The organism is Azospirillum sp. FG154 (assembly GCF_057809575.1).
This window is the reverse complement of record NZ_JBMDKF010000001.1, coordinates 351321-372899: the sequence shown is the minus strand read 5'-3', so window position 1 is coordinate 372899 and position 21579 is coordinate 351321. Positions and strand designations below refer to the sequence as shown.

At 65.0% G+C, this 21579-nt stretch carries 25 protein-coding genes; 15 read left to right on the top strand and 10 right to left on the bottom strand.

Translation table 11 applies throughout. The features are described 5' to 3' along the window. Positions 1–6: 6 nt before the first annotated feature. On the bottom strand, positions 7–570 hold the full coding sequence (gene hslV, locus ACODS4_RS01820) for an ATP-dependent protease subunit HslV (RefSeq protein WP_488860118.1): 564 nt from the start codon (positions 568–570) through the stop codon (positions 7–9). A 79-nt stretch (positions 571–649) separates the two neighbouring features. Beyond that, on the bottom strand, positions 650–2158 hold the full coding sequence (locus ACODS4_RS01815; RefSeq protein ID WP_488860116.1) for a S1 family serine peptidase: 1509 nt from the start codon (positions 2156–2158) through the stop codon (positions 650–652). Between the two features lie 124 nt (positions 2159–2282). Here ACODS4_RS01815 and hisB point away from each other — a divergent pair, with 124 nt between their 5' ends. From hisB to ACODS4_RS01780, 7 genes are read left to right on the top strand one after another with little or no spacing between them, the layout of a single operon-like run. Beyond that, entirely contained in the window at positions 2283–2906 is a 624-nt protein-coding gene (gene hisB, locus ACODS4_RS01810; RefSeq protein WP_298377847.1) for an imidazoleglycerol-phosphate dehydratase HisB, read from the top strand. Between the two features lie 41 nt (positions 2907–2947). Next, positions 2948–3592 carry an imidazole glycerol phosphate synthase subunit HisH gene (gene hisH, locus ACODS4_RS01805; RefSeq protein ID WP_488860113.1) on the top strand — a complete coding sequence of 215 codons (645 nt, stop codon included), beginning with the start codon at positions 2948–2950 and terminating at the stop codon, positions 3590–3592. 3 nt (positions 3593–3595) lie between these two features. Then, positions 3596–4144: a GNAT family N-acetyltransferase gene (locus ACODS4_RS01800; protein WP_488860111.1), complete on the top strand. Its 549-nt coding sequence runs from the start codon at positions 3596–3598 to the stop codon at positions 4142–4144. Beyond that, on the top strand, positions 4141–4887 hold the full coding sequence (hisA, locus tag ACODS4_RS01795) for a 1-(5-phosphoribosyl)-5-[(5-phosphoribosylamino)methylideneamino]imidazole-4-carboxamide isomerase (protein ID WP_488860109.1): 747 nt from the start codon (positions 4141–4143) through the stop codon (positions 4885–4887). Before ACODS4_RS01800 ends, hisA begins: the two co-directional genes overlap by 4 nt. Continuing rightward, the gene (hisF, locus tag ACODS4_RS01790) at positions 4887–5675 is read left to right on the top strand and encodes an imidazole glycerol phosphate synthase subunit HisF (RefSeq protein WP_488860108.1); all 789 of its coding nucleotides are present in this window, start codon (positions 4887–4889) and stop codon (positions 5673–5675) included. The genes hisA and hisF overlap by 1 nt, the downstream gene beginning before the upstream one ends. Continuing rightward, positions 5668–6012, top strand: a complete 345-nt coding sequence (locus ACODS4_RS01785) for a phosphoribosyl-ATP diphosphatase (RefSeq protein WP_488860106.1) — start codon at positions 5668–5670, stop codon at positions 6010–6012. Before hisF ends, ACODS4_RS01785 begins: the two co-directional genes overlap by 8 nt. A gap of 23 nt (positions 6013–6035) precedes the next feature. Beyond that, on the top strand, positions 6036–6404 hold the full coding sequence (locus ACODS4_RS01780; RefSeq protein ID WP_488860105.1) for a histidine triad nucleotide-binding protein: 369 nt from the start codon (positions 6036–6038) through the stop codon (positions 6402–6404). Between the two features lie 25 nt (positions 6405–6429). On the opposite strand, the gene ACODS4_RS01775 is transcribed toward ACODS4_RS01780, so the two are convergent. The 3 genes from ACODS4_RS01775 to ACODS4_RS01765 all read right to left on the bottom strand — a co-directional run bounded on the left by ACODS4_RS01775 (position 6430) and on the right by ACODS4_RS01765 (position 10029). Beyond that, positions 6430–8025 carry a sensor domain-containing diguanylate cyclase gene (locus ACODS4_RS01775; protein WP_488860103.1) on the bottom strand — a complete coding sequence of 532 codons (1596 nt, stop codon included), beginning with the start codon at positions 8023–8025 and terminating at the stop codon, positions 6430–6432. A 100-nt stretch (positions 8026–8125) separates the two neighbouring features. Next, positions 8126–9349: a murein transglycosylase A gene (gene mltA / locus ACODS4_RS01770; protein WP_488860101.1), complete on the bottom strand. Its 1224-nt coding sequence runs from the start codon at positions 9347–9349 to the stop codon at positions 8126–8128. Between the two features lie 2 nt (positions 9350–9351). Further along, positions 9352–10029: a Tim44/TimA family putative adaptor protein gene (locus ACODS4_RS01765; RefSeq protein ID WP_488860099.1), complete on the bottom strand. Its 678-nt coding sequence runs from the start codon at positions 10027–10029 to the stop codon at positions 9352–9354. A 198-nt stretch (positions 10030–10227) separates the two neighbouring features. Between ACODS4_RS01765 and ACODS4_RS01760 the strand changes: the two genes are divergently transcribed. Together ACODS4_RS01760 and secB are read left to right on the top strand one after the other, a co-directional pair. Further along, positions 10228–10818 carry an FxsA family protein gene (locus ACODS4_RS01760; RefSeq protein WP_488860097.1) on the top strand — a complete coding sequence of 197 codons (591 nt, stop codon included), beginning with the start codon at positions 10228–10230 and terminating at the stop codon, positions 10816–10818. 129 nt (positions 10819–10947) lie between these two features. Beyond that, on the top strand, positions 10948–11445 hold the full coding sequence (gene secB, locus ACODS4_RS01755; protein WP_488860095.1) for a protein-export chaperone SecB: 498 nt from the start codon (positions 10948–10950) through the stop codon (positions 11443–11445). Positions 11446–11561: 116 nt separating this feature from the next. Here the strand turns inward: secB and rho are convergent, their stop codons facing one another. From rho to hemE, 4 genes are all read right to left on the bottom strand, one after another. After that, a complete protein-coding gene (gene rho, locus ACODS4_RS01750) occupies positions 11562–12818 on the bottom strand; it encodes a transcription termination factor Rho (protein WP_488860094.1) in 1257 nt (418 codons plus the stop codon). 301 nt (positions 12819–13119) lie between these two features. Continuing rightward, entirely contained in the window at positions 13120–13551 is a 432-nt protein-coding gene (gene hemJ, locus ACODS4_RS01745; RefSeq protein ID WP_488860092.1) for a protoporphyrinogen oxidase HemJ, read from the bottom strand. A 41-nt stretch (positions 13552–13592) separates the two neighbouring features. Then, complete coding sequence (hemH, locus tag ACODS4_RS01740; RefSeq protein WP_488860090.1) at positions 13593–14651, bottom strand: ferrochelatase; 1059 nt, start codon at positions 14649–14651, stop codon at positions 13593–13595. A 90-nt stretch (positions 14652–14741) separates the two neighbouring features. Further along, positions 14742–15797, bottom strand: coding sequence for a uroporphyrinogen decarboxylase (gene hemE, locus ACODS4_RS01735; protein ID WP_488860089.1), 1056 nt, complete (start codon positions 15795–15797; stop codon positions 14742–14744). Positions 15798–16194: 397 nt separating this feature from the next. Between hemE and ACODS4_RS01730 the strand changes: the two genes are divergently transcribed. From ACODS4_RS01730 to dnaQ, 5 genes are all read left to right on the top strand, one after another. Next, the gene (locus ACODS4_RS01730; RefSeq protein WP_488860087.1) at positions 16195–17049 is read left to right on the top strand and encodes a pyruvate, water dikinase regulatory protein; all 855 of its coding nucleotides are present in this window, start codon (positions 16195–16197) and stop codon (positions 17047–17049) included. Beyond that, complete coding sequence (locus tag ACODS4_RS01725; RefSeq protein ID WP_488860085.1) at positions 17046–17645, top strand: Maf family protein; 600 nt, start codon at positions 17046–17048, stop codon at positions 17643–17645. The genes ACODS4_RS01730 and ACODS4_RS01725 overlap by 4 nt, the downstream gene beginning before the upstream one ends. Next, positions 17642–18499, top strand: coding sequence for a shikimate dehydrogenase (locus ACODS4_RS01720; RefSeq protein WP_488860083.1), 858 nt, complete (start codon positions 17642–17644; stop codon positions 18497–18499). The genes ACODS4_RS01725 and ACODS4_RS01720 overlap by 4 nt, the downstream gene beginning before the upstream one ends. 7 nt (positions 18500–18506) lie before the next feature. Further along, entirely contained in the window at positions 18507–19136 is a 630-nt protein-coding gene (gene coaE / locus ACODS4_RS01715) for a dephospho-CoA kinase (protein WP_488860081.1), read from the top strand. Positions 19137–19247: 111 nt separating this feature from the next. Beyond that, complete coding sequence (dnaQ, locus tag ACODS4_RS01710) at positions 19248–19928, top strand: DNA polymerase III subunit epsilon (RefSeq protein WP_119831562.1); 681 nt, start codon at positions 19248–19250, stop codon at positions 19926–19928. A gap of 21 nt (positions 19929–19949) precedes the next feature. On the opposite strand, the gene ACODS4_RS01705 is transcribed toward dnaQ, so the two are convergent. After that, positions 19950–20567 carry a LysE family transporter gene (locus tag ACODS4_RS01705; protein WP_488860078.1) on the bottom strand — a complete coding sequence of 206 codons (618 nt, stop codon included), beginning with the start codon at positions 20565–20567 and terminating at the stop codon, positions 19950–19952. A gap of 66 nt (positions 20568–20633) precedes the next feature. Between ACODS4_RS01705 and ACODS4_RS01700 the strand changes: the two genes are divergently transcribed. Beyond that, a complete protein-coding gene (locus tag ACODS4_RS01700; protein WP_488860076.1) occupies positions 20634–21572 on the top strand; it encodes a LysR family transcriptional regulator in 939 nt (312 codons plus the stop codon). The last annotated feature ends 7 nt before the right edge of the window (positions 21573–21579 follow it).

Genomic DNA, 21579 nt, shown 5'->3' with positions numbered 1-21579 from the left:
CCCCGATCAGAGCTTTTCGAGCGTGACGTTTTCGTTGGTGTAGACGCAGATTCCGGCGGCGATCTTCATCGCCTTGCGGGCCACCGCCTCGGCGTCGAAGCCGTCCAGGTCGATCAGCGCGCGCGCCGCCGACAGGGCGTAGGAGCCGCCCGACCCGATGCCGATCAAGCCGTCTTCCGGTTCCAGCACGTCGCCGTTGCCGGTCAGCACCAGACTGACGTTTTTGTCGGCGACCGCCATCATCGCCTCCAACCGGCGCAGATAGCGGTCGGTGCGCCAATCCTTGGCCATCTCCACGCAGGCGCGGGTCAGTTGGCCAGGATGCTGCTCCAGCTTGCCTTCCAGCCGCTCGAACAGGGTCATGGCGTCGGCGGTCGCCCCGGCGAATCCGGCCATGACGCTGCCGCCCGCCAACCAGCGCACCTTGCGCGCGTTCGACTTCATGACCGTCGGACCGACCGACACCTGACCGTCGCCGGCGATGACCACCTGCCCATTCTTGCGCACCGACAAAATCGTCGTGCCGTGCCACTGGATCGGGTCATGGGGGTTGGACGCTTGAGAAGACATGGACAACCGCGCTTGTGAAAAGGACACGCCAAACCCACGGCGGCGACCATTCAGGATGACACGCGCGCGGGCCTGCGGTCTATGTGGGAGGGTCGCCGTTCCCGTCAAGCTCCGCGTCGTGGTCCGGGGAGCGGTCCCGATCATTCCGGCTGACCGGCGCCGCCCCCTCCTGCCGCCCCTCCTGCTTCAGATCCACCCCAAGACGTGACAGGATTTCGCTGACCGGCAAAAAAGCCGTCAAACCCGGCGGCGCCGTCGTCGCCATGCCGGACGGCCCCAACGCCACGCCAACCAACGCGCCGTCGCCGTCCAACAGGGCGTCGCCCGCCTCAACGCGTCCCCCCGACGGATCGGCCAACCCCAGATCCGCCTGAATCACCACGACCCCCCGCTGAGGATCGAGCGGCAGACCGCCAACGATGCCCTTGGCCTCCCGCTGTCCATCCGCGCCGCCCTGCCGCGCCAACACGGCGCGGACTGGATCGCTGACCCGCAGCGGCGCGCTTCGCACCGGAACGGCGGTCAGCCGCGCCGGGACACGGACCAGGGCGAAACCGCTGACCGCGTCCCAATCCTCCACGCTGCCGGTCAACTCCACCCCACGCGCCGGGTGAACCATGACGCTGTGGCCGGGGCTGATTTGCGGCGCCAGCAACACGGAGTGCCAATCACCATCCCGAGACACCGCGCCGATCACAAGGCCATGGCCGGATCCGGCCCGGATCCGGGCCGCGCCAAGCCGCGCGTCCGTCCTGTCCGAACCGCCCGGCTCCGCCGCCGGTGTAAGCATGGTCAGCGTGGACGCTGGGCGGCCCGGCGGAGATTCCAAGCCGGGATCCGCAAGACCGCGCCCGACCGTCTCCCCCGCCGCCACCGCCGATCCGCCGCCGCCTGAGGAAACCGGCGGGCCGCCGCGACGCAGCGCCGCGCGGAATCCAGGGTCGGCCGCCAGACGATCCGCCGCCGCCGCGAAGGCTTCCTCGATCAGCAGAATGTCCCCCTGGGGAACGCCGCTGTCCTGGCGGCTGACCCCGCTGGTGGCGAGGCGGTGAACCAGCCGACCGCCGCGCGCGTCATAGACCGTCCAATCCACCCGCAAGCTGCCGGTTCCCGACACGCCCTTGTTGGCCCCGGTCAGCCAGTTGTTGCGGTGGCACAGCTCCAGCCGCACGTCGCGCAGCTCGCCCTGCACGGTGAAGCGCGCCCGGCTGTCGCTGGCGCTTGCCGCGTCCGGCCCGCCTTGGCGCCCGATCACGTCAAAACCGGTGTCGGCCATCACCTCGGCAAAGCGCGCGTCGATGGTGGAGCCGCGCCGCATGCCCACGCCGCTGGTCCAGAACACCGGGTCATAGGGCGGGGCGCAATCCAGGTCCCACACATAGCGCCCAATCTCCATCCCCCGCCGCATCCCGTCGATGGACAACCCGCCAAAGCGCAGCGGCTCCGTGGTTCCCGGCGCGACGCGCGCGGCGGGGTCGGGGCGTGGCTGGGTCGTCGCGGTCAAACAGCCCGTCAACGGCAAAGCGGCGGCCATCGCCAGGAGAATGACGGGGTAAAAGCGATGCGATGGTCGCGGCTGGATCGACATATCGGGTTATGCTCGCAATACGTGTGTTCAACAGTAATTCACACACGCGCGTCCGACAACAACAAGCGGGCGGTCCAGCGCGCCGCCGCTGGCGCCCCTGCCCGCTTCCTGCTACAAAATCAGCATGGACCAGAGCCTTGCCAATGGCGTCCGCCGCGCCTCGATCGAGCGGAACACGACCGAAACCCGGATCCGGGTTGCGGTGAATCTGGATGGAACCGGCGTGTATGACGTCAAAACCGGCATCGGTTTTCTCGATCACATGCTGGAGCAGTTGTCGCGCCACAGCCTGATGGACCTGACGGTCCACGCCGACGGCGACCTGCACATCGACGCCCACCACACCACCGAAGACAGCGGCATCGCCATCGGCATGGCGGTGGCGAAGGCGTTGGGCGACCGCAAGGGCATCCAGCGCTATGGCCACGCCTATGTCCCGATGGACGAGACGTTGACCCGCGTGGCGTTGGATTTCTCCAACCGCCCCTATCTGATCTGGAAGGTCGCCTTCACCCGCGACAAGCTGGGCGATTTCGACACGGAACTGTTCAAGGAATGGTTCCAGGCCTTCGCCATGGCCGCCGGGGTGACGCTGCACGTCGAAACCCTGTATGGCGAGAACAACCACCACATCATCGAAAGCTGCTACAAGGCGCTCGCCCGCGCCCTGCGCGCTGGGGTGGAGATCGACCCGCGCAAGCGCGACGCCGTGCCATCGACCAAGGGCACCTTGGGCGGCTCTTTGTAAGCCAAGGGGCCTTTTCCTTCTGATTGGGGTTTGAGACGTTCATGGAAACGGTCGCGCTGATCGATTACGGCTCTGGCAACCTGCGCTCCGCCGCCAAGGCGATCGAGCGCGCCGCCGGTGAGGCCGAAGCCTCCACCACCATTCTCGTGACGTCGGACGCCGACGCGGTGCGCCACGCCGACCGGGTTGTTTTGCCGGGCGTCGGCGCCTTCGCCGACTGCAAGCGTGGTCTGTCGAACGTCCCCGGCATGTTGGAGGCGTTGGACGAGGTGGTTCACCGCCGCGCCCGCCCCTTTCTGGGCATCTGCGTCGGCATGCAGTTGATGGCCGAACGGGGCCGCGAGTTCGGCGTGACCGAGGGTTTGGGTTGGATCAAGGGCGAGGTGGTGAAGCTTCAGCCATCCGATCCATCGCTGAAGATTCCGCACATGGGTTGGAACGAGCTGAACATCCAGCGCCCCCATCCGGTGCTGGCCGGGTTGCCGGAGGGCGCGCACGCCTATTTCGTCCATTCCTACCAGTTCAAACTGGACGACCCCGACACGCTGATCGCCTCGGTCGAATATGGCGGGCCGTTCGCGGCGGTCATCGGGCGCGACAACATGGTCGGCACCCAGTTCCACCCGGAAAAGAGCCAGGCGACCGGCCTCGCCCTGATCGCCAATTTCCTGCGTTGGAAAGCCTGATCGATGGCGCACATCGCCATCGAGCGGGTGGACGCGCTGAAAAACGGCGACCTGCATGATTTGTGCGACGCCGCCGACGACGCGATCAAGGTCGGCGGTGGTTTCGGCTGGGTCGATCCACCGTCGCGCGACGTCATGGAACGCTATTGGAAGGGCGTCCTGGTGGTGCCCGAACGGATTCTGTTCGTCGCCCGGCTGGACGGCGTCATCGCCGGGTCGGCCCAACTGGTCAAGCCGCCGCGCAACAACGAGGCGCAGGCTCACGCCGCGTCATTGACCACCGCCTTCGTCGCGCCTTGGGCGCGCAGCCACGGTTTGGCCCGTCGCTTGACGCAAGCGGTGGAGGAGGAGGCGCGCGCCGCCGGATTCCGCGTGCTGAATCTCGACGTCCGCGAAACCCAAACGGCGGCGATCGCGCTGTACGAGACGCTCGGCTTCAAGCGTTGGGGCACCCATCCCTTTTACGCGCTGGTCAAGGGCGACCGGCTTGCCGGACATTTCTATTCCAAAGACCTCGGACCCACCACGCCACAAGACGGAACGCCGCCATGATCGTCTACCCCGCCATCGACCTCAAAGACGGCGCCTGCGTCCGCCTGCTGCGCGGCGAGATGAGCCAGGCCACGGTTTTCAACACCGATCCGGGCGATCAGGCCCGCCTGTTTCAAAGCCAGGGGTTCGAGTGGCTGCATCTGGTCGATTTGAACGGCGCCTTTGAAGGCAAGCCGGTCAATGGCGCGGCGGTCGAAAGCATCCTGAAGGCCGTGACCATCCCCGTCCAGTTGGGCGGCGGCATCCGCGATCTGAAGACCATCGGGATGTGGCTGGAAAAGGGCGTGAGCCGCGTCATTCTCGGCACCGTCGCCCTGCGCGATCCCGAACTGGTCAAGGCGGCTTGCCGCGAATTCCCCGGCAAGGTCGCCGTCGGCATCGACGCGCGCGAGGGGTATGTCGCGGTGGCGGGCTGGGCCGAAACGTCGGACATCAAGGCGCTGGATCTGGCCCTGAAGTTCGAGGATTGCGGCGTGGCCGCCATCATCTACACCGACATCAACCGCGACGGCGCGATGGGCGGGGTGAACGTCGAATCGACCTCCGACCTCGCTTTCCATCTGACCACGCCGGTCATCGCGTCCGGCGGCGTGTCGTCGATGGAGGATTTGATCGCGCTGAAAGCCGAGGAGGACACCGGCATCGAGGGCGTCATCTGCGGCCGCGCGCTCTATGACGGGCGCATCGACCCGAAAGAGGCGCTCGCCCTCCTGTCCGCCCCCGCCGTCGAGGACGCCGACTGATGCTGAAGATGCGCGTCATCCCCTGCCTGGACGTCAAGGACGGACGGGTCGTCAAGGGGGTCAATTTCGTCGATCTGGTGGACGCTGGCGATCCGGTCGAACAGGCCCGCGTTTATGACCGCGAGGGGGCCGACGAGCTGACCTTCCTCGACATCACCGCCAGCCACGAAAACCGCGACACCATCTATGACGTGGTGCGCCGCACCGCCGAACAGGTCTTCATGCCGCTGACCGTCGGCGGCGGCGTCCGCGTGGTCGAGGACATCCGCAAGCTGCTGCTGGCCGGGGCGGACAAGGTGTCGATCAACACCGCCGCCATCCATCGCCCCGAATTCGTCCAGGAAGCCGCCGAGAAGTTCGGCGCGCAATGCATCGTCGTCGCCATCGACGCCAAGAATGTCGGCCCCGGCAAGTGGGAGGTGTTCACCCATGGCGGGCGCAACGCCACCGGCATCGACGCCGTCGACTGGGCCAAGCGGATGGAATCGCTGGGGGCGGGGGAAATCCTGCTGACCTCGATGGACCGCGACGGCACCAAGAGCGGCTTTGACCTGGGGCTGACCCGCAAGGTGGCCGACAGCCTGAAAATTCCGGTCATCGCGTCCGGCGGCGTCGGCACGCTCGACCATCTGGTGGAGGGCATCCGCGAGGGCCACGCCACCGCCGTGCTCGCCGCGTCGATCTTCCATTTCGGAACCTACACCATCGGCCAGGCCAAACAGGCCCTGAGCGACGCCGGGATTCCGGTGCGCCCGGCCAACAGCCAGGGGGGCGCCCGTCATGGCTGATCCCAAGCCGCCCAAACTGTCGGGCGAGGCGCTCGACCGGCTTTACGCCACCGTGCTGTCGCGCAAGGGGGCCGACCCGGAAAGCTCCTACACCGCCAAGCTCTACAGCCGGGGAACCGCCAAAATCGCCCAAAAGGTGGGCGAGGAAGCCGTCGAGGCCATTTTGGAGGCGGTGCGCGGCGACAAGGCGGCGCTTGCGGCGGAATCGGCGGACCTGCTCTATCACCTGATGGTGCTGTGGGCCGACGCCGGGCTGGATCCCGCCGTCGTCTGGGAAAAGCTGGCCCAGCGCGAAGGCGTCAGCGGCCTGGACGAGAAAAAAGCCCGTAAGTCCTGACCAAACGCACAAGGACCCGCCCGATGGCCAAGAGCTACGATTCCAACAACGTCTTCGCCCGCATCCTGCGCGGCGAAATCCCCTGCAAGAAGGTGCTGGAAACCGAGCACGCGCTCGCCTTCCACGACATCGAGCCGCAGACGCCGACTCATGTCCTGGTGATCCCCAAGGGCGCTTACATCGACCTGGACGATTTCACCGCCAAGGCGTCGGAGGCGGAAATCGCCGGTCTGTTCCGCGCGGTGGGCGAGGTCGCCCGCCTGACCGGCGCGGCGGAACCCGGCTATCGCATCCTGTCCAATTGCGGCGAAGCCGCGCATCAGGAAGTGCCGCACCTGCACATCCACCTGTTCGCCGGGCGCGACCTGGGCCGGATGATCGGCAAGGCGTAATCAGGGGCGGCGCAATCCCCGCCGATCACTCGGCGGCGACGACGTCCTCCGCCAGGATGGTCCGATTGCGCCCCTCATGTTTGGCTTGATAAAGCGCCTGATCGGCCAGAGTCACCAGATTTTCTGGCGAGTCGTTGAAGCCTGGAACGCACACCGCCACCCCCGCGCTGATCGTCACCCGCGACAAGGGCGACATGGCGTGGGGAATTTCCAAAGCTTCCAAAGCCTTGCGGATGGTTTCGGTCAGCGCGAAAATCGCTTCGGCGTCCATCGCCGGGGCCATGAAAGCGAACTCTTCCCCGCCGTAACGGGCCACCAGATCGCCTGAACGGCGCGCGTGCCCGTGCAGAAGATGGGCGACTTTGCGCAGGCAATCATCCCCCTTCAAATGGCCATAATGGTCGTTGTAATTCTTGAACAAATCGACGTCGAACAGCGCCAGGGCCAAGGTCTGGCCGGTGCGCGCCGCCCGATTCCATTCTTGGGCGAAAGTTTCGTCAAAGCGGCGGCGGTTGGCGATGCCGGTCAATCCGTCCGTGGCGCTGAGCGCCGACAGCTTGCGGTTCGATTCCTCCAGATCGCGGGTGCGATCCGCCACCTTGGCCTCCAACTCAGCATTTTCCTCAAGGGTCTTCAGGGTGGCCATCCGTTGCCGCCAGCCACGAACCGTCTGAATGGTTAGAGAGAAGAAAACAAGTGTGAACAGCAACCAGATGCTGAGCAACGTTATTGCGTTTGTTCTCCATTCCTCTAAATACTCATCCGTGTTCAGCCCAACAGAAATATACAATGGATAATCTTTAATTTTTCGACTTGAATAGATTCGATTAATATCATCAACCTGAGATTTCGCATTGTAGGCTTTGACTGTGTTTCCCGTTTTAATCAGTTCTTGAAGGAGATCTGATTTTATTTTTTTCCCAATGGTGCTGCCAAACCCCTCTTGTTCGGGATAGCGGACAACCAGAGCCGCTTCGCTGTCAAACAGGGACACAGAGCCTTTCCGGCCAACGTTGATTTGAGAAAATATACTTGTAAAAGATTCAAGATTTATCGGCGAAAACACCACGCCGGCAAAAGAACCATCGGGTTTGTTCAGGCGACGAGCAAAGATAACCGCCCATTTTTTGCTGATCCGACCTATCAATGGTTTTGACATCGCCAAACCGGCGTTGGGATCGTCGCGAAGCTTGATGAAATAGTCGCGTCCCACCGCGTTGGCTCCGGGGATTACGCCCTCGCCATACAGGGTGGCGCCCTCGGCGTTGGTCGCCCGCAACCCATCGGCGTTGGGAAGACGGGCGTTCTGACGGGCAAGGAAGGCGTTGAAAGACACGGGATCCAGCGCGCCGCCATTCTGCATTTGTCGGCTGACGTCATCGCTGGCCGACAGCAGAGCGTGATCGATCAAATTGATCGATCCCCTTAGATTTTGCTCAATCACCCAAGATAAGTTTTCAACCGTGACAACCGCCTGATCCTGACGTTGCCGATACCCCTGAACCAGCACAAGGACTACGAGAAAACCAACCAACAGACTGGCAAGCACAGCGCCGATCACCATTCGCCGTACAAAGTTTTCCTGTTTTGTGCCGCCAAGCAAGGGAATCCGCAGTCGCATTCTTTTTGGTATCCGCGATTGCCGTGTGGGCTCCTTTCACTCTAACCCAAACAACATTGGAGCGCAAAATCGCTTCGTCCGTTTCGTTGATTTTTGCGTCTTATTTCTTTGTTGTAACTTTTACCGTCTGGGGCAGAAGCAGCGCATAACCGCCCTTGCTTTTCATCACCCCCGCTTTGCTCTCGGCCTCCGCGCCATGACCCCAGAAAACATCGCCGCGCACGGGACCACGAATGGCCCCGCCGGTGTCTTGCGCCACCAGCAGGCGACGCAACGGCTGTTTGACGTCAATCGGGTCTTCCGCGTCCAGCCAGACCGGAACGCCATAGGGCAGAAATTTGGAATCCACCGCCAAACTGCGGCCCGGCGTCAACGCCACGCCCTGGGCGCCAATCGGCCCGTCGCCCGTCATCGTCTGGAAAAAGACATAGGACGGATTTTTGTTCATCAAGGCCTGCGCCTCGTCGGGATGGGCGATCAACCAGGCGCGAATTGTTTGGAGGGAAACCTCCTCCTTCTTCAATTCGCCCCGCTCGATCAGCTCCCGACCGATGGCCACGTATTTGTGACCGTTCTGCCCGGCGTAATTGACCCGCTCCTCCGTTCCATCGGGCAGGCGCACGCGGCCCGAGCCTTGGATGTGCAGGAAAAAGGCGGCGATGGGGTCCTTCAGCCAGAGCAGCTCCAGCCCCTTGCCGCGCAAGGCTCCGGCCTCGATGGCCGCGCGGTCTTCAAACGGCTTCAAACGCCCGTCCACCACCCGCCCGGCGGTGCGTTCGCCTTTCCAGCGCTCGGCGAAATCGCCAAGATTGACCATCACCAAATCGCTGGGCCGCTTGTAGAGCGGCACGGGATAGGCCGGATCCGGCTGGCGGGAGCCTTCCAGCTCGGTTTCGTAATAGCCGGTGAACAGCCCCTGGCGGTCGCCGTTGTTGCCCGCCGCGTAGGGGGTGAAGTGCGCCTCGAAATAGCTGCGCGCCGTGGCGTCGTCCGCCGAGGCCAGCAGCGCCAGCCGGGTGCAGGGCGTCTGCCAATCGGCGATGGTCCCGGCGATCCCGCCCGGCCCAACCGGGCGGTCCAGCGGCAGGCTCATCATCCGCTTGCAGGAGCGCGCCAAGGCGGGCAGCGCCGCCGACAGCGCGTCGTCCGTCCAGCCCGGCAGATCGGCGAAAGCCAGCGGCGACAGGGTCAGGGCGTCAGGCGGCGCGGCTGGTTGCGTCGGCGCGGGCGGCGGGGCTTTGGCCTCCTCCTCCTTGCGCTCGCAGGCGGTCAGGGCGACCGCCGCCAGCAACAGACAGGCCGATGTCCGACGCCAAACCCTCACGATCAGTGAACCGCCTTAATTTCGATCAGGGCCCAATTGGGGCTGCGCGATTGGGTGTCGCGGGCAAAGGCCCAAACGTCGTTGGCCTCCACCACCGCGTTGGGATCGCCTTCGATCACCACGCCGTCGCGACCACGCAGGGCGTTGATTTGATCGGAGACCAGACGCACCGTCACCACTGCGTACCGACCTTGATCGAGACGGGCCTCCACCACCTCGGCCTCGCGCACCCGCTCGACGCGGGTTTCGTCGGTCTCGCCCCGGCTCTGACGCTCGCGGATCACGCGGTCGAAGCTGGCGAACACGTCGTCGGCCAACAGCGGGCGCAGGGTTGCGGAATCGCCACGGGCGAAGGATTCGACGATCATCTGGAAGGCCGCCTTGGCGCCGTCCAGGAAATGTTTTTCGTCAAAGTTGGAATCGGCGGCTTTGATTTGGTCGAGCGACGCGGCCAGCGACAGCGGTTCGTCCGGCGCGGCGGTCGCCACGTCAAGACGCGGACGGTCGCGGTTGGGCAAGGGAATGACGTTGTCGGGTTGACCGGCCCGCGCGGTGAAGGGGTTGGGGCGTTGCTGCTCCTCGCCCGTGCGGCGACCGAGAACGCTGCGCAGGCGGTAGACGAGAAACGCCGCGATCATCGCGAAGATCACGATCTCGATGAACACGAACCCATCTCCCATTGTCCACATCCTTCCGGTTTCATCGTCCAGGCTTGGATCAAACCGAGCGTTCGCACCGGCTTCCCCCTGGACCCATCGCCCGCGCCACATTACCTGTAATCGACAGACGCGCAATTGGCGCACGCCCGGCCCAATGATCGACCGGACGTCTTAGCCAGTTGTAGATAGGGCTTGACGGCCCGAAGAGCAAGGACAGCCATGCCCATCCTGTTGTGGTTCCTTTTGCTGCCGATCCTGGAGATCGTCGGTTTCATCCAGGTCGGCGATTGGATCGGCGCCGGGCCGACCATCGGGCTGCTGCTGTTGTCGGCGGCGATCGGCGTTTTGCTGATCCGCCATCGCGGTTTGGCCTCCCTCTCCCGCGTCCAGGGAGCCGCCCTTCAGGGCGACGCGGCGCTCAACGGGCTGCTGGACGGCGTGTGCGTGGTGATCGCTGGCGTCTTGCTGATTATTCCCGGATTCCTGAGCGATCTTCTGGCGCTGGTCCTGCTGATTCCGCCCTTGCGCCGGGTGATGGGCCGCTGGCTGGTCGGTCGGTTGGCCGCTGGAAACGCCTTTCAAGTCTTCGGGTCGGCGGGCTTTTCCCAAACACCCGACGGATTTTCACCCGGATCCAGGGCCGGATCCAGCCCAGCCGCGCAGCCCTTCCGGGCGCAACCAGGGGTGATCGACGGCGATTTCCAGGAGATTTCCGACCCGACGCCCGGCGATGTTCCCGGCACGCCGCGCCTGTCCGATTCCCAATGGGGCAATCAATCACCTGATCGGCGCCCAAGCAGCCGGGACTGACCATCTCGCTTTCCGTTGGCAGGCCCCGCCGATCCATGATAGCCAGCCTTTTGGCGAAAGCTTCTCCACCTCAACCCATCGCGGCCCGCCGCCCCCAGGACGGACGGACCGATGATTCAGGAGTCCGTTATGTCCGATCAGCCGAGCAATGGCGCCGAGCAGACCCAGGCGTCCTCGCTGCCGATGCACATCCTGGCCCAGTATGTGAAGGATTTCTCCTTCGAGAACCCCAACGCGCCGCAAAGCCTGCTGCCCAACCAGCCGCAGCCCCAGGTGAACATCGGCGTCGACGTCCAGGCCCAGGCCGTCGGTGAGGACATCTACGAAGTCGTTCTCCAGCTCCGTTGCGAAGCCCGCCAGGGCGAAGGCGTCGCCTTCCTCGCCGAGCTGTCCTATGGCGGCCTGTTCCAGCTTCCCGGCCTGCCGCAGGAGCATCATCGCCCGGTGCTGATGATCGAAGCCCCGCGCATGCTGTTCCCCTTCGCCCGCTCGATCATCTCGACGGCGACCCGCGAAGGCGGCTATCCGCCGCTGATGATTAACCCCATCGACTTCGCCGACCTTTTCCACCGCCAGGGCCAAGCCGCTGCGGCCACGGCCGAACAGCCGCAGCAGCCCCCGTTCTAACGAACGTTGATCGAAGACAGGGCCGGATCCGGCCCTGCTTCCATCCAGATGGCGGACAAGAAAAAAGGCGAGAGGCCATCGGCCCCTCGCCTTTTTCATGTTCAAAATCCGCGACGTTATTGGTTCATGCTGTCGAAGAATTCGTTGTTCGACTTGGTGTGCTTCAGCTTGTCGACCAGGAAATCCACCGCGTCGGTCACGCCCATCGGCATCAGGATGCGACGCAAGATCCACATCTTCGACATGGTGCCCTTGTCGACCAGCAGCTCTTCCTTGCGGGTGCCCGACTTGGAAATGTCGATGGCCGGGAAGGAACGCTTGTCCGACAGCTTGCGGTCCAGGACGATTTCCGAATTGCCGGTGCCCTTGAACTCTTCAAAGATCACTTCGTCCATGCGGCTGCCGGTGTCGATCAACGCCGTGGCGATGATGGTCAGCGACCCGCCTTCCTCGATGTTGCGCGCCGCGCCGAAGAAGCGCTTGGGCCGTTGCAGCGCGTTGGCGTCCACGCCGCCGGTCAGCACCTTGCCCGACGACGGCACCACCGTGTTGTAGGCGCGGGCCAGACGGGTGATGGAATCGAGCAGGATGACGACGTCGCGCTTGTGCTCGACCAGCCGCTTGGCCTTCTCGATGACCATTTCGGCCACCTGGACGTGACGCGTCGCCGGTTCGTCGAAGGTCGAGCTGATGACCTCGCCCTTCACCGAGCGGGCCATGTCGGTCACTTCTTCCGGACGTTCGTCGATCAGAAGAACGATCAGATAGGCTTCCGGATGGTTGGTGGCGATGGAATGGGCGATGTTCTGCAACATCACCGTCTTGCCGGTGCGCGGCGGCGCGACGATCAGACCGCGCTGCCCCTTGCCCAGCGGCGCCACCAGATCGACGATGCGTCCGGTCAAATTCTTCTTGGTCGGGTCTTCGACCTCCATCCGGATGCGCTCTTCCGGGTAGAGCGGCGTCAGGTTGTCGAAGTTGATGCGGTGACGGACCTTGTCCGGCGCGTCGAAATTGATCGTGTTGACCTTGAGCAGGGCGAAATAGCGCTCGCCGTCCTTGGGCGATCGGATCTGCCCTTCCACCGTGTCGCCGGTGCGCAGGCCAAAGCGGCGGACCTGGCTGGGGCTGACGTAAATGTCGTCGGGACCGGGCAGATAATTCGCCTCGGGCGAGCGCAGAAAACCGAAACCGTCCTGAAGAACCTCCAAAACCCCGTCGCCGAAGATCGGAATGTCGTTTTCGGCCAGTTGCTTGAGGATCGCGAACATCATGTCCTGCTTGCGCAGGGTGCTGGCGTTTTCGATCTGCAACTCCTCCGCGAACGCCAGAAGTTCGGCGGGGCTTTTGCACTTCAGCTCTTGGAGATGCATGGGGATGCCTGTGATGTCGTCAGCGGGGGAGCGCCTGAAATCCCGGCCGACAGCGCGTGCGTGGGGGCGGTCGCGTCGGTTGGACGGCGATGGAATCCTGGCGGAGTTGAACAGACTCGCCAGCCACCGCGTCCGGCTCAAGGAACGAGCGTCGGAATGGCGGATGTGGGGATGGGTGCCGCAGGGCGAAAAACCCTGTGGTGAGAACAGGATTATCGGAAGGATCGGCGCAAGTCAAACGAAAGCGGGGCGGATCCGGCGACGCCCGCCCGCTTTTCCCTCAACCAAACGAGGTGGTTGGTCAGAAGGGTTTGACGATGACGAACATCACGATGCCGATCATCAGCAGGGTCGGAACCTCGTTGGCGATCCGGTAAAAGCGCTGGGGCCGCTGGTTGCGGTCTTCGGCGAACTCCCGCCGCCAGCGGGCCATCATCATGTGGCTGACGGTCAGCAGCGCCACGAACAGCAGTTTGGCGTGCAGCCAGCCGCCTTGGTGGAAGATCGACAGATCCATGGCGATCATGGTTCCGCCGAACAGGTAGGAGGCGATCATCGCCGGGTTCATGATGGCGCGCAGCAAACGCCGCTCCATCACCTTGAAGGTCTCCGACGCCTCGGATCCGGGGGCGGCCTGCGTGTGATAGACGAACAGGCGCGGCAGATAGAGCAACCCAGCCATCCAAGCGATGACGCTGATGACGTGCAACGCCTTGATCCACAGATACAGCACCGGAAACCCCTTTTTGAGCGTCGTGTCAGGAACAATCGCCGTCAGCGGTTGGCTTGCGGACAACCGGAGAAGTTTGACGGGCAGATCCGCCCGCCGGTGTGGCTGCACAGCGGCGCCTTGGCGGCGACCGTCTGTCGCACCAGCCCGGCCAGCCCGCTGATGAAGATGGGGTTGGTCCCCACCGTCGGCACGCGGGTGAAATGCGGCACGCCGCACTCCTTGGCCAGATGGCGGTACTCGATTTCGATTTCGACCAGCGTTTCGGAATGCTCCGACACGAAGGCCATCGGCACGATCAGGATCGGCACGCCGTCCTGCCCCGCCCGCTTGATCTCGGCGTCGGTGCTGGGACCGATCCATTCCATCGGGCCGACGCGGCTCTGGTAGCAGTTCACCCAATCCAGATGATCCACCCCCAACGCGGCGGCGATGGATTCCGCCGTCCGCTCGCACTGCCACTGATAGGGGTCGCCGCCGCTGACCACCTTCTTGGGCAGGCCATGGGCGGAGAACAGCACGCGCGGCGTCCCATGGGCGGACGCCGCCTCATACAGGGGCCGGATCTGGTCGGCGACCGCGTCGATGAAGCCGGCCTGCGTCGGGTAGCAGCACAGGCGTTTGGTCGGAACATCCAGCCCGACCGTCTTGGCCGCCTCGTCCCACGCCTTGAAACTCGACGCCGTGGTGGTGGTCGAGAATTGCGGGTAGAGCGGCAGAAGCACCACCAGATCCGGGGCGTAGTCCTTCACCTTGGCCGCCGTTTCCGCGCTCATCGGATGCCAATAGCGCATGGCGATGAAGACGCGCGATTCCACCCCATCCTCAGCCAACTGGCGTTCCAGCGCCTGGGCCTGGGCCTCGGTGTTGTCCAACAAAGGCGATTTGCCGCCGATCTGGGCGTAGATCGCCGCCGCCGGTTTCGCCCGCCGCCCGGAAATCAGGCTGGCGATCAGAAAGCGGAACGGGTTGGGCAGGCGAATGATCGCCGGATCGGCGAACAGGTTGAACAGGAACGGGCGCACCGCCTCGGGGGCGTCAGGGCCGCCGAGGTTGAACAGAACGACGGCGACGCGTCGCGGGGAAGCGGAGGGGCTGGACATGGTTCGCTAAACTGGGGTCTTCCCCCGTCCCTGTCCAGCCCCCTCGCGTCGCTTTGTTGCGTCGCTTTGTCCCGCTGTTGTGTCCGGGCGTCAGCCCAGATCCGGCCAACGGCGCAGTTGCCGGGCCAGATCCGCCACATGTTCGGGCGGGGTCGTCTGGATGACGCCATGGCCCAGATTGAACACAAAGGGCCGGGCGGCGAAGGATTCCAGGATCTCGGCGGTGGCGTCGGTCAGCGCCTTGCCGCCGGTCGCCAGCATGATCGGGTCGAGGTTGCCCTGCACCGGCAGGCGGGTTTGCAGGTTGCGCGCCGCCCACAGCGGCGACACCGTGGTGTCGAGGCCGACGGCGTCCACGCCGCTGTCGGCGACGTAATCCTCATAGGCGTGGCCCGCCCCGCGCGGGAAGCCGATGATCGGCGTCCCCGGATGCCGGGCCTTGACCGCCGCGACGATGCGCCGGGTCGGCTCGATCACCCAACGGCGGAATTGGCCAATGGGCAACACCCCGGCCCAACTGTCGAACAGTTGAACCGTTTCCGCCCCCGCCTCGATCTGGGCGCACAGATAATCCGCCGTGACCTCGACCAGCAGATCGATCAACTGGGCGAACCCCTCTGGATCGCCGTAGGCCCACCGCTTGACGTGGGCGTACTCCTTGGAGCCTCCCCCCTCCACCATGTAGCAGGCGATGGTCCAGGGAGCGCCCGCAAAGCCGATGAGCGTGGTTTCAGCGGGGATGGCGGTGGTCAGACGGCGCAGCGTCTCATAGACCGGGGCGAGAACCTCGTGAAAGCGGTCGCGCGACAGCCGGGACAGCTCCTCGGTCTTGCGGATGGGGTCGAGTTTCGGCCCCTCGCCTTCCAGATAGGCCAGCGGTTGGCCCAGCGCGTGCGGCACCACCAGAATGTCGGAAAACAGGATGGCCGCGTCCATGCCGTAGCGGCGCAGCGGCTGCAACGTCACCTCGACCGCGAAGTCGGGGTTGTAGCAGAGATCCAGAAAGCTGCCCGCCTTGGCCCGCAACTCGCGGTATTCCGGCAGATAGCGCCCGGCTTGACGCATCAGCCAGAAGGGCGGACGGGCGCGCGCCTCGCCAGCGAGGGCGGCGAGCATCGGCTTGCGAGCGGGGACGGTCACGGACAAGGCGGAGGTTTCCTGAACAAGGTTTCTCTCTTCCCCTTCATTATTCTTTTTATGGTTTGAAAGGAAGTAGAGGTAGTGGATGCCTGTGGATAACGGTAATCCCCGTCATGCCCCGATCTATCCACAGATCTGGCCCCCTGTTTCACCCTGTGCGCGAGCCTGTGGATGAATCGGAGGGCTACCCTCGGAAATGGCGGAAATGCTATAGCTGGAAGCACGGGAGTCCCGTGGATAACAGGGTGACGAACAGAGGATTCTCCCAGCTCGCGAACAGGTCGGCCGACTTGTTCGTCGGGGGGCCTTAAAGGGGATGGGGAGTCCCCCATTCGGGATGGAACGGAGGGTCTTCCGGTTGTCCACACAATGGGCCGGGTTCTCCACAGCATGTTGAGGACGGATGAAACAGTTCCACCTACATCTCGTGTCGGACGCCACGGGTGAAACGATCAACAGCGTGGCGCGCGCCTGCGTGATCCAATTCGACGCGGTGCGCCCGGTCGAGCATTTCTGGAATCTGGTGCGCACCGACCGCCAGCTTGATCTGGTGCTGGAGGGGATCCGGGCCAATCCGGGTTTGGTGATGTTCACCCTGGTCGATGAGACGTTGCGCCGCAGGCTTCAGGAGTTCTGCCGCGAGGTGCAGACGCCCTGCATCGCCGTGCTTGACCCGCTCATCAACGCGCTCGCCGCCTTCCTCGGCATCGAGTCCCAGCGCCAGCCGGGCCGCCAGCACATGCTGGACGCTGAATATTTCAGCCGGATCGACGCGGTGGATTTCGCCCTGTCCCACGACGACGGCCAATCCAATTGGGATTTGCACGAGGCCGACGTCGTGCTGATCGGCGTGTCGCGCACCTCGAAAACGCCAACCTGCATCTATCTGGCCAACCGGGGGATCAAGGCGGCGAACATCCCCTTGGTTCCCGGCGCCACCCTGCCCGCCGAGATCGATCTGTTGACCAAGCCGTTGATCGTCGGCTTGACCAAGGACCCGGACCGCTTGGTGCAAATCCGCCGCAACCGCCTAAAGCTGTTGAATCAGGGCGAAACCTCGACCTACGCCGATCCTGAGATCGTCCGCAATGAGGTGACGGAGGCCCGCCGTCTGTTCAGCCGCCGCAAATGGCCGGTGATCGACGTGTCGCGCCGTTCCATCGAAGAGACTGCGGCGGAGATCATGATGCTGCTGGCTCGCCGCCAAAGCAGCGGCCTGTTGGCTGACGGCGGCAAACCGGATGGAACTCTGCCATGACGCCGACGTTGGTTCTGGCCTCTGGCTCGCGCACCCGCGCGCTGATGCTGGAAAAGGCCGGGTTGAATCCAATCCTCGACAAGCCGTTGGTCGATGAGGAGGAGGTCAAGCTCGCGGGCAAGGCCGAGGGCGTCGGGGCCGACGCGGTGGCCGAGGCGCTCGCCGAGTTGAAGGCCCAGCGCGTGACTCGTCGCCATCCCGGCGCGCTGGTCATCGGGGCCGACCAGATGCTGGAGTGCGAGGGGGTTTGGTTCGACAAGCCGTCCGACCGGGCGGCGGCGCGCGCGCAGTTGTTGGCGCTGCGCGGCAAAACTCACCAACTGGTCAGTTGCGCGGTGATCGTGCGCGACGGCGAACGGCTGTGGCACAAGGTTGACCGGGCGCGGCTGACCATGCGGAATTTTTCGGAAAGCTTCCTGGACGGCTATCTCGACGCGGTTGGCGACGAGGTGTTGCATTCGGTCGGGGCCTATCAGTTGGAAGGGCTGGGGGCGCAATTGTTCCAGCGGGTGGAGGGGGATTTCTTCACCATTCTTGGCCTGCCGCTGTTGCCTCTGCTTGGTTTTCTGCGCGTGCATGGAGTGGGGACGGAATGACGATCAGCGGCAAGGCGAAGCTGGCCGGGGTGATGGGCTGGCCGATCGGCCATTCCCGCTCGCCCCGTTTGCACGGCTATTGGTTGGAGCGTTACGGCGTCGACGGCGCCTATGTCCCCCTGGCGGTCGCGCCGGAGCGGGCCGAACAGGCGATCCGCGCCCTGCCCGCCTTGGGCTTTCGCGGCTGCAACGTGACGGTGCCGTTGAAGGAGATCGCCTTCCGCACCATGGACCGGCTGGATCCGGTCGCCCGCCGCATGGGCGCCGTCAACACCATCGTCGTGGACGGCGACGGCGCGCTGGTCGGCGGCAACACCGACGGCTTTGGTTTCCTGGAAAATCTGAAAGCCGGGCGCCCGGAGTGGAGCGCCGAGAGCGGACCCGCCGTGGTGGTGGGCGCCGGCGGCGCGGCGCGGGCGGTGGTGGTGGCGCTGCTCGACGCGGGCGCGCCGGAGGTCCGTCTCATCAACCGCACGGCGGCGCGGGCCGAGGATCTGGCGGCGGATCTGGGCAAGGATTTGGGGCTGGATCGGGCCGTCACCGTGGTCGATTGGGTTTCACGTGAAACGGCGCTCGACGGCGCGGCCTTGCTGGTCAACACGACGACGCAGGGCATGGCCGGGCAACCGGCGCTTGATCTGCGGCTCGACGCCCTGCCCGCCTCGGCGCTGGTCAACGACATTGTCTATGTCCCGTTGGAAACCCCGCTGCTGGCGGCGGCGCGGGCGCGCGGCAACCGGGTGGTGGACGGCATCGGCATGTTGTTGCATCAGGCCCGCCCCGGATTTTCCGCCTGGTTCGGCGTGGAGCCGGATGTCACGCCGGAGCTGACCCGTTTCGTTCTGGAAGGCTGATCCGCCGATGTTCGTTCTGGGGCTGACCGGATCCATCGGCATGGGCAAAAGCACGGCGGCCAAAATGCTGACGGCGATGGGCGCGCCGGTCTGCGATTCCGACGCTCTGGTCCATGGTCTGCTCGCCAAGGGCGGGGCCGCCGTTGCCGCCATCGCCGCCGCCTTTCCTGGCGTGGTGGTGGATGGCGCGGTGGATCGCCGGGCCTTGGGGGCGGCGGTGTTCGGCAACCCCCCGGCGCTCGCCCGGCTGGAGGCGATCCTCCACCCGATGGTGCAAAACGCGCAGCGGCGGTTTCTTGCGCGCGCCGCCCGGCGTCGGGTCCGCGTCGCCGTGCTCGACATACCCCTGCTGTTCGAGACGAAGGGGGAGCGGCGGGTTGACGCGACTCTTGTGGTGTCGGCCCCCTTCCGCGTGCAGAAAAGCCGGGTGCTGGCCCGGCCCGGCATGACGGCGGACAAATTCGCCGGAATCCTCGCCCGCCAGACTCCCGACATGGAAAAACGACGCCGCGCCGATTGGGTGATTCCGACCGGGGCCGGGCGGTTGGTGACGCGGCGGGCGCTTGCGGGCATAGTGCGGGACGTGCGGCGGCGGCGCGGACGGCGGTGGCCGCCACGCGGCTATCACCCCATCTGAAGCCCGTCTCCGTCAAAGCCCGTTTTCCAAAGCCCATCTCCGTCAAGCCCCCATCTCCGTCAAGCCCCCATCTCCGTCAAGCCCCCATCTCCGTCAAGCCAGAGTGTGACCATGCGTGAAATTGTTCTCGACACCGAAACCACGGGCTTCAAGCCGGAGGAAGGCCATCGGCTGGTGGAAATCGGCTGCATCGAGCTGGTGAACCATGTGTCCACCGGCGAACGCTTTCACGTCTACATCAATCCCGAGCGCGACATGCCGCCGGAGGCCTTCGCCGTCCATGGGCTGAGCGCCGAGTTTCTTGCCGACAAGCCGCTGTTCACCGACATCGTCGCCGATTTCGTCGCCTTCATCGGCGACGCGCCGTTGGTGATCCACAACGCGGCCTTCGACATGACGTTCCTGAATTGGGAATTGAAGATCGCCGGATACCCGACGATGCCGAAGGACCGCGCCATCGACACGCTGTTGATGGCTCGCCAGAAATTTCCCGGCTCGCCCGCCAGCCTTGACGCGCTGTGCAAACGCTTTGGCGTGGACAACACCAACCGCTCGCTGCACGGCGCCTTGATCGACGCCCAATTGCTGGCCGACGTCTATCTGGAATTGCTGGGCGGGCGTCAGGCCGGTTTGGCCCTCGCCTCCGGTCCGCTGTCCAAGGGCGGCGCCCCGGCGGCGCGGCTGGAGCGCCCCTTCCGCGAACCCCGCCCCTTCTCCGCCAGCCCGGAGGAAATCGCCGCGCACGGCGATCTTCTGAAGAAGCTGAAAAACCCCTTGTGGCTGGCCGAATGACGGATTGCTTTTGTCCGGCGGTCACTTCGACAGGCCGCTGACCCCCAGCATCACGCCGAAGCCGACGAGCAGCGCGCCGAAACTGCGGTCGATCCAATGGCGAACGGCCAGGATCCGCTGACGCACGGCCCCGGCGGAAAAAAACAGGGCGACCAGCGCGAACCACACAATATGGGCGGCGGCGATGAAGGCCCCATAGCCGATCTGCGCGGGCAGCGCCGTCGCCGGTTCGACCACCTGGATGAACAGGCTGACGATGAACACCGTGGTTTTCGGGTTCAAGGCGTTGGTGAGAAAACCGACCCGCAAGGCCTGACCGTCGCTGAGCGTCGCGGCGGCGCTTTCCGTCGCGTTCCCGCCCGGTTTCACCGCCAGCATCCGCGCGCCCAGCCAGACCAGATAGGCGGCGCCCACCAGCTTCAGCGCGTGAAACAACGCGATGGAGTTCTGGATCAGCAGCCCCACCCCTAAAATCGTGTAGGCGACATGGACCAACACGCCGCCGCCGATGCCCAGCGCCGTCAGCAACCCGGCCCGTCGCGACAACAGCAGGCTGTTGCGCGACACCATGGCGAAATCCGGGCCGGGGCTGATGACGGCCAGGATGGTGATGGTGATAACGGCGAGAAGCTCTGTCATGATCGGCCTTGCCTGTGGTGGTGAAGACAAGACCGGGATAGCCGATCCGAACGCGCTGGAATAACGATGGTTTCTGACGGAATGGGTGAGCCGGACACACAGATCGGGGCGACCCGCCTGCCGCCGCTGGCCGCCTTGCGCTGCTTCGAGGTCGCCGCCCGGTTGGAAAGCTTCAGCCAGGCGGCGGACGCCCTGCATCTGACCCACGGCGCGGTCAGCCGGGCGGTTCGCGCGGTGGAGGAGGATTTGGGCGTCGCCCTGTTCGAGCGGCGCAACCGCCGGGTTTTCCTGACCGCCGCCGGTCGCACGCTGGCCAACGCCGTGCGCGAGGGGCTGCGCACCATCGAGGCGGCGACGCGCAGCCTGCGGCAAAGCGCGCGGAACGCGCCGCTGACGGTGTCGTGCGAACCGACCTTGTTGATGCGCTGGCTGATTCCCCGCCTGTCGTCCTTCCAGGCCGCCCACCCCGACATTCCCATCCATCTGACGGCGGGCGGCGGCCCGGTGACGCTGGGCCATGGCGTCGATCTGGCGATTCGCCGCGATGATTTCCTGTGGCCCGATCATGTGAGCGCGAACCGGCTGTTCGCCGAACGGGTCGGCCCGGTCTGCCGCGCTGACCGGGTGGAGGCGTTTTTCACCATGACCGGCGACGGATCGCCGGTTTTGCGTCCGACCGCGCCACGCCTGCACAGCCGGACCCGTCCGGGTGCCTGGGACCTTTGGAGCGCGGTGACGGGCCGAACCGTGTCAGAACCGGCGCCGGACGGCCCGTCCCAGATGTTCGAGCATTTCTATTTCAGCCTTCAAGCCGCCGTCGCCGGGTTGGGCGTCGCCATCGGTCCCTGGCAATTGGTGCGCGACGATGTGGAGAGCGGCATTCTGGCCGCCCCGCTTGGCTTCGTCGAGGATGGCTCGGCCTATCATCTGCTGTCGCCCGAACCGCTCGCCGATGGCGGGCGGGCGGCGCCGTTGCTGGACTGGCTGCGGCGCGCGGCGATGTGAGGGCCGG